Genomic DNA, 13,084 nt, shown 5'->3' on the forward strand with positions numbered 1-13,084 from the left:
GGATAAGCGCTGAAAGCATCTAAGCGCGAAGCCGACTTCAAGATAAGATTTCCCACCGTAAGGGTAAGACCCCAGGAAGACTACCTGGTTGATAGGTCGAAGGTGTAAGTGCAGTAATGTATTTAGCTTACCGATACTAATAGGTCGAGGACTTGACCAAAATAAAATCTAACGATTTTATATCGCAACTGAAACAGTTGCTAAAAATTTAAATGATTAAAACCTAAATGTATACAGTTTTCAGAGTATTAACTCTAAAATTTAATTAAGAAATTAATTAAAACATAAAGATTATGTGGTTATTATAGCAAAGAGGATACACCTGTTCCCATTCCGAACACAGAAGTTAAGCTCTTTAGCGCTGATGGTACTTGGTGGGCAACTGCCTGGGAGAGTAAGACGTAGCCACGTAATCTTTTTTTTGCGTTCAAAAATATATTATTTTCATATCTCTATTTTAAATACTTATGCATATAATGAAACGTAAGTATTTTATAAAGTCGAGGTGTTTATATTGGATGATAATAAACGTAAAAAGAGAGCTATAGGGTATTCTTTAGCTACAATGTTAATACTTATAGGTGTGTTAGGTCTAATTGTAGATGATGCACTTGCAGGTGACGGATTAATTGGATTAATATTCTTTTTCGTATGTCTAATAATTTCGGTTGGTATGTATGTATATTTAGGATGTATGGATGAACGTGATATAAGTTATGAGCAAAAGAGTAGTAAGAACCATAAGGTAAACTCTCCTATATCAAATATTATTTGGTTAATAGCTACTTCTATTTTCTTTATGATTGGGTTTATATTTGATGGATGGGATTATGCTTGGGTGGCTTTTTTACTTGGGGCAGCGGCTGAATCAATAGCTAGATTATATTTAGATTATAAAACAAAAGATTAATAATATATAAATAAGAAAGGTGGTTTACTCTTTATAAAGAGTAAACTATCTTTCTTATTATTTTTGTAAAAAATAGGTAGTTAAGCCTAAAAACATATAGTATAGCCTCAAAAAACATATTTCAGTCCCTAAAATAGACATTTTAGTCCATAGTACTTGTTTTTTCCTTATATTAATGTAATTAATATAGGTAGTAATTAAAAAAGTTACTATAATTTTTTAAGGGGGAAGTTAAACAATGGGGTGTAAATTTTTTAAGAAAGCGTTAAGTACATTTTTATTCGGGATGATTTTTGTATCAATGGGATGTACATCTAATGCATGGGATGGTAAAAAAGATGGAACAGGTACACATGCTTTAATTGTTGACCAAGCAGTAAAAATAATAGAAAATGATTTAGATGAATCACAGCCACAAATAGTTAGAGATAATATAAATACTCTAAAAACATATTTACAAGACTTAAAAGAGGGTTCTACTTATCCAGATTATAATCCAAATGCGTATGATTTATATCAAGATCACTTTTGGGACCCAGATACAGGGAATAATTTTACAATAGATAATTCTTGGTATGTAGGGCCAGCTATATATGATACTGCTGAATTACAAGTTAGAAAATTCACAGCATCAGCTAAAAATGAATGGTCAAAAGGGAATTATAAACAAGCTACATTTTTATTAGGACAAGGTTTACATTACTTAGGTGACTTAAACAATCCATATCATGCAGCTAACGTAACTGCTATTGATAGTGCCGGGCATGTTAAGTTTGAAACTTATGTTGAAGAGAGGAAAGAAAGCTATGCGCTAAACTCTATGGATTATAACACTCTTGAGGGAGTATATGCAGATGCACTACAAAATAAAGACTTTAATAATTGGATGACTCAAAATTCTACAACATATGCTAAAGAAGCAAAAAAATTATACTATAGCCACTCTACAATGAGCAATAGCTGGGAAGATTGGGAATATTCAGCAAAAGAATCTATGAAAAATTCTCAAGTATGTACAGCAGGATTTATATATAGATTTTTAAATGAAGTATCAGGTACAGTAGAAAACAATACAGATATGAGTAAAATAAATGAATTTAATGTATTAATAAAAACTGGAAATGAAACTTATGCAGGTACAGATAATAATGTATACTTTGGACTTGAAACAGCCGATGGCAAACAATACGAATGGTTATTAGATAATGCAGGAAATGACTTTGAAAAAGGGCAAGAAGATAGCTATATATTAAAAATAAAAGATGGTTCAAGTGTAAGCCTAAATGATATAACTAAGTTTTGGGTTAAAAAAGATAACGTTGCAGGAGTAAGTGATGATTGGAAACTTCAAGATATAAAAGTTATAGCAAATGCACAGATTATACTAGACCAAGAGAGCAACAAGTTATTTAAAGGAAATGAAACATATTTTATAAATAGATAAATTAAATATTTTGGATAAAATTAAAATACATAGTTAAAATTAACTTTTGACATAATTTTAAAGTTATGCTAAAATAGTAGAAGTCAATTGAATATTAAGTAAGCCAGATAATCGCAGGTAGCATTGCTACGTGAGGAAAGTCGGAGCTCCATAGAGCAGGGTGCTAGGTAACGCCTAGTGGGAGTGATCCTAAGGAAAGTGCAACAGAAAATTACCGCCACGCAAGTGGTAAGGTTGAAAAAGTGAGGTAAGAGCTCACTATGGGCTAGGTGACTAGTTTCATGTGTAAACCCCACCTGGAGCAAGACCAAGATAGGGCTAAAAGGATGTAGCTCGCATCCTCCGGTAGGTAGGTCGCTTGAGTCTATTGGCGACAATAGACCTAGAAAGATGATTATCTAATACAGAACTCCGCTTATAGACTTGCTCAATATTTTGATACTAACACTAGATACTCTAGTGTTTTTTTATTGTGAAAATTGAAGAAAAAGTATAAATATGGTATATTAAATAGACAATAGTATAAAATTATGGAGGAAATAAAATATGACAGTAAAAAAAGCTATAATACCAGCGGCTGGGCTAGGGACTAGATTTTTACCTGCAACAAAGTCACAACCAAAGGAAATGCTTCCAATCGTAGATAAACCAACATTACAATATATAATAGAAGAAGCTATAAATTCAGGAATAGAAGAAATATTAATAATAACAGGAAGAAACAAAAAATCAATAGAAGATCACTTTGATAAATCTGTTGAGTTAGAATTAGAACTAGAGCAAAAAGGGAAAACAGAAATGTTAGAAATGGTAAGAGATATATCTAACATGGTAAACATACATTATATAAGACAAAAAGAGCCAAAAGGACTTGGACATGCTATACACTGTGCAAAAAGTTTTATAGGGAATGAGCCTTTTGCAGTTTTATTAGGTGATGATATAGTTGATTGTGAAAAACCTTGTTTAAAGCAATTAATAACTGCATACGATGAGTATAAAACAAGTATATTAGGGGTACAAGAAGTAGCTACAGAAGATGTCAACAAATATGGAATATTAGACGTTAAACATATAGAAGATAGAGTATACAAAGTAAAAGATATGGTAGAAAAGCCTGCAATAGAAGAAGCACCATCAAACGTAGCAATATTAGGTAGATATATAATAACACCTGCTATATTTGACATATTAGAAAACCAAGCACCTGGAAAAGGTGGAGAAATCCAATTAACAGATGCACTTAAAACTCTTGGAAACAACGAAGCAATATATGCATATAACTTTGAAGGTAGAAGATATGATGTTGGAGATAAATTAGGATTCTTAGAAGCAACTATAGACTTTGCTTTAAAAAGAGATAACTTAAAAGATGATTTATTAGCTTATATGAAAAAAGTAATAGAAAAAGAAGAAAAAAATGACAGAGACTACGTACAAGAAGTAGCGATAGATAAGCAATAATATAAGATAAAATATATATTATAGGAAGGTGTGAAATTTATGGCAGTTTTAGTAACTGGAGGAGCGGGATATATTGGGAGTCATACTTGTATAGAACTTTTAGAATCAAATCATGAAGTAATTATAGTAGACAACCTATGTAACAGTGACAAAATAGTAGTAGATAGAATAAAAGAGTTATCAGGGAAAGCTCCTAAATTTTATGAAATAGATATAACAAATAAGAAAGACTTAGAAATAGTATTTAAAGAAAATAAGATAGATTCAATAATACATTTTGCAGCACTTAAAGCAGTAGGAGAATCTGTTAATATGCCTGTAGAATATTATTCAAATAACTTAATAAGTACTTTAGTATTATTTGAACTTATGAAAAAATATGATATCAAGAAATTCGTATTTAGTTCATCAGCAACAGTATATGGAGATCCACATGTATGCCCTATACTAGAAGACTTCCCATTATCAGTTACAAATCCTTATGGAAGAACAAAACTGATAATAGAAGATATGCTAAGGGATATATGCTATGCAGACAAATCATTAGATGTAGCAATACTTAGATACTTCAATCCAATTGGAGCTCACAAAAGCGGTAAAATAGGTGAAGAGCCAAACGGAGTACCAAATAATATAATGCCATATATAACTAAAATAGCTGTAGGTAAATTACCACACTTAAACGTATTTGGAGATGACTACGATACACCAGATGGTAGTGGCGTAAGAGACTATATACACGTACTTGATTTAGCTCATGGACATGTAAAGGCATTAGAAAAATTATCAGAAAAACCTGGATTAGTTACATATAACTTAGGAACTGGTAAAGGATATAGTGTAATAGAATTAGTAAAAGCATTCTCAGAAGCTAATAATATAGAAATACCATATAAAATAGCGCCAAGGAGAGAAGGCGACATAGCGACTTGTTATGCAGACCCATCAAAAGCCGAAAAAGAACTTGGATGGAAAGCTAAATATACAATAGAAGAAATGTGCCAAGACTCATGGAGATGGCAAAGCAACAACCCAGACGGATACAAAAATGGCAAATAGTGTAATAATAGTAGAGCATATATTTGTGATATAATGTATTGAAGGAGTTGAGCTTATGGAAAAACAAATAATAGATATGTTAATGAAAATGCAATTAAGTATAGATGAAGTTAATAATAAAGTTGATGGAATACAAGAACAGGTTAGTAATATAAATGAAGAAGTAACTGGCCTTAAGCAAGAAGTAAACAGTATAAAAAAAGAGATGAACGAAAGATTTGATGTAGTTGACATAAGATTACATTGTATAGAAGGCAAGATTATGCAAGTAAATAGAAAGTTAGACGGAACAACTGATCAAGTTGTAAGAAATATAGAACAATTAGAGTTATTAAAAAATAGAATATAGTATTTATTTTTTTCTAAAAAGCACCTCATTGCGAGGTGCTTATTTTTTTTACAACAAATAATATTTTCTAAAAAGTTGAAAATGGGTAGAAAATGGGGTATTTGCAGGGATATAGGGTGAATAAAACTAAAGGAAACAGGTAGCTATTAGTCTAAATAGTAACTATCATAGGGGGGGAAATAAATGAAGAAAAAAATAAATAAATATTTAGCAACAATGCTAACAATGTGTCTACTAATAGGAAGTACGGGTGTGTTATCACAAGCTGCGACTAAACACCTATTAATTATAAACACTAAGAAAAATACAATGGGGTATTATGTTAACAATAAGTTAGTAAAAGAATTTAGAGTAGCAACAGGTAAATCGAATACACCAACACCAACAGGAAAAACTACAATAGTAAATAAAATAAAAAATAGACCTTACTACTCTGGAGGAATACCAGGAGGAGATCCTAGAAATCCATTAGGGGATAGATGGCTAGGACTAAACTTAAAAGGATCATATGGAGACACTTATGGGATACATGGAAACAATAATGAAAACTCTATAGGCCAACACGTATCAGGTGGGTGCATAAGAATGCATAACAATGATGTAAGATGGCTATTTGATCAAATACCAAATAAAAGTGATGTAATATTAAAATATACAGATCAAAGTTTTAAACAAATAGCAGCAGGATACAAAATAACATTAGATGATAATTCAAAACCTAAGCCACCAGATAAACCAAATCCTCCAGCTAAAAAAGGATGGGAAACTAAGGATGGCAAGAAATACTACTATGATTCAAAAGGTCAAAAGGTAACAAACTTACAAACAATAGATGGAAATAAATATTACTTTGATAAAAATGGAGTAATGCAAACCGGATGGCAAAGTGTAGTAGAGGGTAGAAGAAGTTACTTTGGAAGTGATGGAGCTATGAAGGCAGGATGGCAAGATATAGACGGTAACAGATATTACTTAAATAATAGTAATGGAGTAGCACTTAGATACTGGCAAGAAATAGATGGTAATAAGTATTACTTTGGAAGTGATGAAATAGTAAAAACAGGATGGCAAGACATAGACGGAGGTAAATACTACTTTAACAGTGATGGATCAATGCAACAAAGATGGGAGAATTTAGATGGTAGTATTTATTACTTTGGTGAAGACGGAAGAATAAGAAGTGGATGGCAAGAGATAAATGGAGAAGCATATCACTTCAATAATGATGGAGTAGCACAAGTAGGATTACAAGACATAGATGGTAATAAGTATTACTTCTATGAAGATGGTAAGATGGCAAGAGATACTGTAGTAGAAGATGGAATAGAAATAGATGAAAATGGAATAGTAACAAGCGTGGGAGAAGGAGCTTAATAATAAATAACTATCTAATTTTAGAAGCTATAACTTAGCTGATAAATTTATGATAGTTATTTTTTATATAAATGCTATATTGACGAGATTTATCGGAATATAACGACTAATACTTTACTTGTTTTACTTAATATGTTAAAATATGTAGCGGAAATTAATAAAGTAATATAGATTCGTGAAGGGAGACAAATGACAAAAAAATTTATGTATGAAATTAAGGGTTTTATTAGAAGTAGAAATGTGATTTATTGTTTTCTTTCATCATTATTTTTCGGATTATTATCATATTTATATTTCTTTACAAATAATTTAAATAACTATGATAATATATCGGTTACACCAGTTGGATATGGAACAGGAACAAGTAGTGGAAGATGGTTTTTAGGCGAATTTGGAGATTGGATAGGAGAACTGTGGGGGAATTATAATATTCCTATATTCAATGGAATACTAACGATACTTATATTAGCAGTTACATCTTGTATAATAGTTGAAATTTTCAAAATAAAAAATAAATGGTTATGTATTTTAATAGGAGGAATTACAGTAGTATTTCCACCTATAGCAAGTGCGATGTTTTTCTCATATACAGTTGGATACTATGCATTAGCAATATTTTTTGTTGTTTTAGGAACTTTTTTAGTAAAAGAATGTAAGATTTTAGGATTTATATTTGGGTCACTTTTATTCTCTTTTTCTCTAGGGACATACCAAGCATATTATCCTTTATGTGCATCTATATTTATACTAATATTAATAAAGATGTGTATTGATTCAAAAACTACATGGAAAGAAATAATAGTAACAGGATTTAAGTTCTTATTTTCTTTAGCGCTAGGATACATACTGTATAAGTTGTTTTTAAAATATTACTTATACATAGATAATATACAATTAGGTTCGTATAAAGGTATAGATCAAATGGGTAAAATAGATGTTTATTCATTACCAGCAAAAATCAAAGAAATATTTAATTCAATGTTGCAATTAACTTTTGATGATTACATGTCAATAAGTGCAACAAAAATAATACAACATTCATTTTTAGGCTTATATATCATAACTTTTATTACACTAATATTGCTAACAATAAAGAATATGTTAAATAAAGAATCAATACTTAAATTTATATTATTATTAATGTTTATAGTATTATTATTTATATCTATTAACTTTGTAGTAGTAATGGTACCTAATGGATATATATATACTATAATGCAAATGGGATTTGTATGTATATTCTATCTAGTAATTATACTTATAGATAATTTAGACAAAATTAATTTATCAACTAATAAACTTGTAATACTTGATAAATTTAAGCTAAATAAAGTATTATTAGTTTCTACAATAGTTATAGTGCTAACGTCTATATTAAACTATGCATGGCAAACTAATGGAAATTATCGATTGTTATACTATAATAATAGACAGTTGGAAAATTATTATCAGACTTTATACACTAGAATTAAATCTACAGAAGGTTATAAACAAGATATGAATATTTACTTTGTAGGAAGTGATATTAATGATAAAACATTTAGTAATTTCAAATGGGAAAATACACCCTTTAAATATGGGGGCAATGGTTCTCCATTAAATACATATTCTAGACATTCAACTATAGAAAATTATTTGGGATATTCATTTGCTAAAATTGAAAATGATAGTGAAGAGTACAAAAAATATCAGAATGATATAGAACAAATGGATAAATATCCAAATGATGGTTCAATAAAAATATTAGATAATAATATATTTATTAGATTTGAATAATAGATAAATTATAATGTAGATATGTATTGGAATATGTACATTACTAGTAAATTTAATGGGGTGTCTTAAAATGATTTTTAGAAATCATTTTGAGACACCTTCTTTTTATTAATTTAATATTATTAAGATATATATTTTATGAAAAAAGATATATCTAATTTGTTTTTACGTAACTTTCATTAGGTGGCACAGTTGTCCAATAATAATATTCATATTGTACTTAGCTAGTGCTATGTTTTAAATATTATTAATTTGCTAAATATATAATTTAATACAACTACAATAACCTGAGTGAAAAGTTTTGCATATAAATCATTTAAGTGTAGGGCATCAACAAGTAAAAACATAACGCCCATATCTATAACACCTGAAAGTAATCTGCAATTTACAAAAGTAAACATCTCTTTTAACATCGCACTTAAACTATTACTTTTACTCTCAAATACCCATATGCGGTTAGTCACATATGCAAAAGCAACAGCCAATACCCAAGATATAATATTACTTATAAGGTAGTGGATTTGTAAAATGTCACTACAAAAATAATAACTTACAAAACTAACTATAGTTGTAAGCACTCCAAAGACTAAATATAATATAACTTCCTTATATTTAGTATAAACATTTAATAGACTATTCATATTTTATGCCGTTCCCTTTTTATAAGCTAACTCATCATAATTTTCGCACTCAGAAACAATGAACCTTGGACGATTTTGAGTTTCTTCATATATTTTTGAAATATAATATCCTATAATACCTAAACTTAACATTATAATACTTCCTATTATAAGTAGTAATAATATTACTGTTGTAAATCCTTCTGAAGATTTTCCTATAAAATTAATATAAATTGAATGTATACCTAATATAATTGAAAAAAGTCCGAATATAATTCCTGTAAAAGTTACTATTTGCATAGGTGCAGTTGAAAATGAAGTTATATTTGTAATAGCATACTTTATAAGAGATATTGTAGACCACTTTGAATCTCCAGCTTCTCTTTCTTGAACATCAAATTCAATTGATGTAGTCTTAAATCCAACCCATGATGATAAAGCTCTAAAGAATATATGCTTCTCAGGCATAGATCTAAGTATATCAACGGCTTTTCTATCTAATAATTTAAAATCAGAAGCTTTAGACATATCAATCTTTGTTGCTGAACTAATAATTGAATAGAAAGACTTTGCAGCAAATTTATGTAAGAATGATTCCTTACCTCTAGAAGCTTTTACACCTTCTACGACTTCATATCCCTCTTTCCATTTTTGATACATCTTTACCAAAACCTCAGGCGGGTGTTGAAGATCACAATCTATAACTGCGCAACAGTCGCCCACTGCGTAAGTAAGACCTGCAAAAATAGCAGCCTCTTTGCCAAAGTTTCTTGAAAAATTAAAACCCTTTATATTAGGGTTTTTATCACAAGCTTTGCCAATCTCTTCCCAAGTGTTATCCTTAGAACCATCATTTATAAAAATGATTTCATAAGGAATATTTTCATCACTCAAAAGCGAAGATACTACACTTGAAATGTTACAAATCATTTTATCCTCATTATATGAAGGTATTATCACTGATAATTTGCCCATGTTTACCTCCTTAGTATATATATGTATTGAAATAATTCAATTTAGTATACCATATCTAGTATTAAATTAAAACTGAAAGGGCCTATAAAAAGTCGTCTTATATCGAAAATAGGAAAATATTGTGATATACTTAAGAGGTTAAAAAAAACAGCTAAGAAAAGAGAATATAAATAGGAGGTAAATTTGGCATATTTAAAAATAATGATTTTATCAATGATTCCAATAACGGAATTAAGAGGGGCGATACCTATAGGAATAGCTCTTGGGCTAAACCCAATAGGAGTATATATAGCAAGTGTAGTAGGTTCAACATTAGTATCAATACCATTAATACTAACATTTAGACACATAATACATTTTTTAAGAGATATTAAAATGTGTGAAGGATTGGTAAGAAAAGTAGATAGAAAAATAGCTTCGGGAATGAAAAAATTAAAAAATATATCAATACTAGGAATAATACTTTTTGTAGGAGTGCCACTCCCAACAACAGGAACCTGGACAGCAGCAGCAGTAGCATCTATATTAAAAATGAGAATAAAAGATGCGTTTTTAGGGGTGTTATTAGGTAATATGATGGCAGGGATAATAGTATCTGCATTATCTCTACATCTTATATAAAAAGAATTAAATAGAAATAAGGGGGCAACTAATGAAAAAAATAGCAGTATTAGTACCGTGCTATAACGAAGAACTAACAATAGAAGCTGTAATAAAAGACTTCAAAAATGTAATACCAGAGGCAGACATATATGTATACGATAACAATTCAAAAGATAATACAGCACAAATAGCAAAAGAACTTGGAGCAATAGTAGTACCAGAATACCGTCAAGGAAAAGGTAATGTAGTGAGAAGTATGTTTAGAGATATAGAAGCCGATTGCTATATAATGGTAGATGGTGATGACACTTATCCAGCAGAAGATGCATACAGAGTAGCTCAACTAGTATTAGAAAACAAAGCTGACATGGCAATAGGGGATAGACTATCAAGTACATATTTTACAGAAAACAAAAGACCTTTTCACAATACAGGTAATAAATTAGTAAGGACACTTATAAATAAAATATTCAAAAGTGAAGTAAAAGATATAATGACAGGTTGTAGAGCTTTTAATAGAACATTTGTAAAATCTTTCCCTGTATTATCAAAAGGATTTGAAATAGAAACAGAAATGAGTATACATGCATTAGATAAAAAATTCTTAATAAGAGAAGTACCAATAGCTTATAGAGATAGACCAGATGGTAGTGAATCAAAGCTAAATACTTTCTCAGATGGATTTAGAGTATTAAAAACAATACTAAATTTATATAAAGACTATAAACCATTATCATTCTTTGGACTAATATCAGGGATACTTTGTATAATAGGATTAGCAATGATGATACCTGTATTATCAGGATATTTAAGAACTAGCTTAGTAGCAAAATTCCCAACATTAATAGTAGCTATAGGACTTTTAACGTCATCATTAGTATCATTAGCATGTGGACTTATATTAGATACAGTAAAGAAACATTCAGACCAATTTTATGAAATCTCACTTAATATGCTAGAAATGAACAAACCAAATGGCAAAAGTGAATGTGAAAATAAAATTTAGGGGACGTAAAAATGAAATTTAATAATATAAAAAAACAAAGCACTCGTTTAGCAACAATATATATATCTATGATGGTTGTATTTGTATTAATAATGGCATGTTCATATAAAATACCAAATAAAAGAATAAATTGGCACGTAAGTGAATCAATACAACAACTAAAGACAGAAGGAATTTATCCAAGATCATTTTTTAATACAGCGTCATCACAATTAGATAATTTTACTGATGCATGGATGCTAAACATATCAATAAGTGCAGATAATAAACATCCATTAAAATCATCACTACAAGTTCCTCATAGAGTAGCACAAAAACAAGGTGAAGATAATATTGATAAAATAAGAAACTTAGAACTATCATTAGACAAGAAAAATATTAAAACAACATCATCATACAGTAGATACTGGCATGGATATCTAGGAATACTAAGACCTTTATTAATATTTTTTAGTTATACAGAAATAAGATTTATGAATATGTGTGCATTATTTATGTTATTTATAGTTGTAAATAGCTTAATAAAAAAGAAGCTTGGAACAAAAGTTATGATAAGCTTTTTCATATCAATGATGATGGTAATGTTTCCAATAGTTACAATGTCACTACAATTTTCAAGTATGTTTTATGTAACGTTTATAAGCATGATAGTAGTATTACTATATCATCGAAAAATAGAAGAAAATAAATTAGCCATATGTTTATTTTTCATAATAGGAAGTATGACTAGCTTCTTAGATTTGCTAACAGCACCTCTGATAAGTTTAGGAATACCATTAGTAACTTACATATTGTTAATACAAAATAATGAAATAAAACAAAACTCACGAATTGCAATAAATAATATTAGTAGTAAATACATAGCAGATAACATTATAGAAGTAATAAAAAATAGTATAATGTGGGGATTAGGCTATGGTATGACTTGGGCTAGTAAATGGGTAATAGCCAGTATAGTATTGAAACAAAATGTAATAACAGATGCACTAAATCAAATGTTAGTAAGAACATCTGACCCAGGTGGAGATACAGCATTTACAGTAAATAGTGTAATAAAAGCTACTACTAGCGTAATGTTTACAGACTTTACTCTTAAAATAGTAATAGCTTTATTGATAATAGGAATAATAGCTATGATACTTTGTAGAAAACATACAAATGAAATAATAACAATAACACCAATACTGTTAATAGCACTAATGCCATTTGTATGGTATATAATACTTAAAAACCATTCACAAGTACATTGTTGGTTTACTTATAGAAATTTAAGTATAACTCTGTATGCAGTATTTGCGTTTATAAGCTATAGTATAGATACTAAAAAGATAACATCAGCATTATATCTAAGATAAAGACAAAAAAGATAATCAAAATATATGATTGTCTTTTTTTATACAAAAATAAAATGAAAGCTAAAATTAAGATGTATTGATATACAACTAAAAATAATGTACAATGATGTAATAATAGGAATATATTAACAAATTATATTCTAAGAATA

At 29.2% G+C, this 13,084-nt stretch carries 12 protein-coding genes, 2 rRNA genes and 1 other RNA gene; 13 read left to right on the plus strand and 2 right to left on the minus strand.

Annotated elements, in window-relative coordinates; genetic code table 11:
- The 10 genes from QOZ84_RS05155 to QOZ84_RS05200 all read left to right on the plus strand — a co-directional run.
- Positions 1-160 (plus strand): 23S ribosomal RNA (locus QOZ84_RS05155); the annotation flags it as partial.
- A 134-nt stretch (positions 161-294) separates the two neighbouring features.
- Positions 295-411, plus strand: a 5S ribosomal RNA gene (gene rrf / locus QOZ84_RS05160).
- Positions 412-514: 103 nt separating this feature from the next.
- Complete coding sequence (locus QOZ84_RS05165; RefSeq protein ID WP_284131897.1) at positions 515-910, plus strand: hypothetical protein; 396 nt, start codon at positions 515-517, stop codon at positions 908-910.
- Positions 911-1,148: 238 nt separating this feature from the next.
- A complete protein-coding gene (locus QOZ84_RS05170; protein ID WP_284131898.1) occupies positions 1,149-2,354 on the plus strand; it encodes a zinc dependent phospholipase C family protein in 1,206 nt (401 codons plus the stop codon).
- 95 nt (positions 2,355-2,449) lie between these two features.
- Positions 2,450-2,788: RNase P RNA component class A (gene rnpB / locus QOZ84_RS05175), an RNA gene on the plus strand.
- A gap of 112 nt (positions 2,789-2,900) precedes the next feature.
- The gene (gene galU / locus QOZ84_RS05180) at positions 2,901-3,818 is read left to right on the plus strand and encodes a UTP--glucose-1-phosphate uridylyltransferase GalU (RefSeq protein ID WP_284131899.1); all 918 of its coding nucleotides are present in this window, start codon (positions 2,901-2,903) and stop codon (positions 3,816-3,818) included.
- A gap of 39 nt (positions 3,819-3,857) precedes the next feature.
- A complete protein-coding gene (gene galE, locus QOZ84_RS05185; protein ID WP_284131900.1) occupies positions 3,858-4,877 on the plus strand; it encodes a UDP-glucose 4-epimerase GalE in 1,020 nt (339 codons plus the stop codon).
- 55 nt (positions 4,878-4,932) lie between these two features.
- On the plus strand, positions 4,933-5,226 hold the full coding sequence (locus tag QOZ84_RS05190; RefSeq protein WP_284131901.1) for a hypothetical protein: 294 nt from the start codon (positions 4,933-4,935) through the stop codon (positions 5,224-5,226).
- A gap of 183 nt (positions 5,227-5,409) precedes the next feature.
- The gene (locus tag QOZ84_RS05195) at positions 5,410-6,600 is read left to right on the plus strand and encodes an N-acetylmuramoyl-L-alanine amidase family protein (RefSeq protein ID WP_284131902.1); all 1,191 of its coding nucleotides are present in this window, start codon (positions 5,410-5,412) and stop codon (positions 6,598-6,600) included.
- A gap of 189 nt (positions 6,601-6,789) precedes the next feature.
- Positions 6,790-8,376, plus strand: a complete 1,587-nt coding sequence (locus QOZ84_RS05200; RefSeq protein ID WP_284131903.1) for a glucosyltransferase domain-containing protein — start codon at positions 6,790-6,792, stop codon at positions 8,374-8,376.
- Positions 8,377-8,606: 230 nt separating this feature from the next.
- Here the strand turns inward: QOZ84_RS05200 and QOZ84_RS05205 are convergent, their stop codons facing one another.
- Positions 8,607-9,017, minus strand: a complete 411-nt coding sequence (locus QOZ84_RS05205; RefSeq protein ID WP_284131904.1) for a GtrA family protein — start codon at positions 9,015-9,017, stop codon at positions 8,607-8,609.
- A 3-nt stretch (positions 9,018-9,020) separates the two neighbouring features.
- Positions 9,021-9,971 (minus strand): glycosyltransferase family 2 protein, encoded by a 951-nt coding sequence (locus tag QOZ84_RS05210; RefSeq protein WP_284131905.1) that lies wholly within the window; start codon positions 9,969-9,971, stop codon positions 9,021-9,023.
- Between the two features lie 183 nt (positions 9,972-10,154).
- On the opposite strand from QOZ84_RS05210, the gene QOZ84_RS05215 reads away from it, so the two are divergent.
- From QOZ84_RS05215 to QOZ84_RS05225, 3 genes are read left to right on the plus strand one after another with little or no spacing between them, the layout of a single operon-like run.
- Positions 10,155-10,592 carry a COG2426 family protein gene (locus QOZ84_RS05215; RefSeq protein ID WP_284131906.1) on the plus strand — a complete coding sequence of 146 codons (438 nt, stop codon included), beginning with the start codon at positions 10,155-10,157 and terminating at the stop codon, positions 10,590-10,592.
- 31 nt (positions 10,593-10,623) lie between these two features.
- Positions 10,624-11,580, plus strand: a complete 957-nt coding sequence (locus QOZ84_RS05220) for a glycosyltransferase family 2 protein (protein ID WP_284131907.1) — start codon at positions 10,624-10,626, stop codon at positions 11,578-11,580.
- An 11-nt stretch (positions 11,581-11,591) separates the two neighbouring features.
- Positions 11,592-12,935, plus strand: coding sequence for a hypothetical protein (locus QOZ84_RS05225; RefSeq protein ID WP_284131908.1), 1,344 nt, complete (start codon positions 11,592-11,594; stop codon positions 12,933-12,935).
- The last annotated feature ends 149 nt before the right edge of the window (positions 12,936-13,084 follow it).

Origin of the sequence: Romboutsia sedimentorum (genome assembly GCF_030131845.1) — a bacterium.
GTDB lineage: Bacteria > Bacillota > Clostridia > Peptostreptococcales > Peptostreptococcaceae > Romboutsia_D > Romboutsia_D sedimentorum.

Excerpts from the sequence above, each read along its gene's own strand:
- QOZ84_RS05170 (WP_284131898.1), top strand. The coding sequence starts at position 1,149 with ATGGGGTGTAAATTTTTTAAGAAAGCGTTAAGTACATTTTTATTCGGG.
- galU (WP_284131899.1), top strand. The coding sequence starts at position 2,901 with ATGACAGTAAAAAAAGCTATAATACCAGCGGCTGGGCTAGGGACTAGA.
- galE (WP_284131900.1), top strand. The coding sequence starts at position 3,858 with ATGGCAGTTTTAGTAACTGGAGGAGCGGGATATATTGGGAGTCATACT.
- QOZ84_RS05190 (WP_284131901.1), top strand. The coding sequence starts at position 4,933 with ATGGAAAAACAAATAATAGATATGTTAATGAAAATGCAATTAAGTATA.
- QOZ84_RS05195 (WP_284131902.1), top strand. The coding sequence starts at position 5,410 with ATGAAGAAAAAAATAAATAAATATTTAGCAACAATGCTAACAATGTGT.
- QOZ84_RS05200 (WP_284131903.1), top strand. The coding sequence starts at position 6,790 with ATGACAAAAAAATTTATGTATGAAATTAAGGGTTTTATTAGAAGTAGA.
- QOZ84_RS05205 (WP_284131904.1), bottom strand. The coding sequence starts at position 9,017 with ATGAATAGTCTATTAAATGTTTATACTAAATATAAGGAAGTTATATTA.
- QOZ84_RS05210 (WP_284131905.1), bottom strand. The coding sequence starts at position 9,971 with ATGGGCAAATTATCAGTGATAATACCTTCATATAATGAGGATAAAATG.
- QOZ84_RS05220 (WP_284131907.1), top strand. The coding sequence starts at position 10,624 with ATGAAAAAAATAGCAGTATTAGTACCGTGCTATAACGAAGAACTAACA.
- QOZ84_RS05225 (WP_284131908.1), top strand. The coding sequence starts at position 11,592 with ATGAAATTTAATAATATAAAAAAACAAAGCACTCGTTTAGCAACAATA.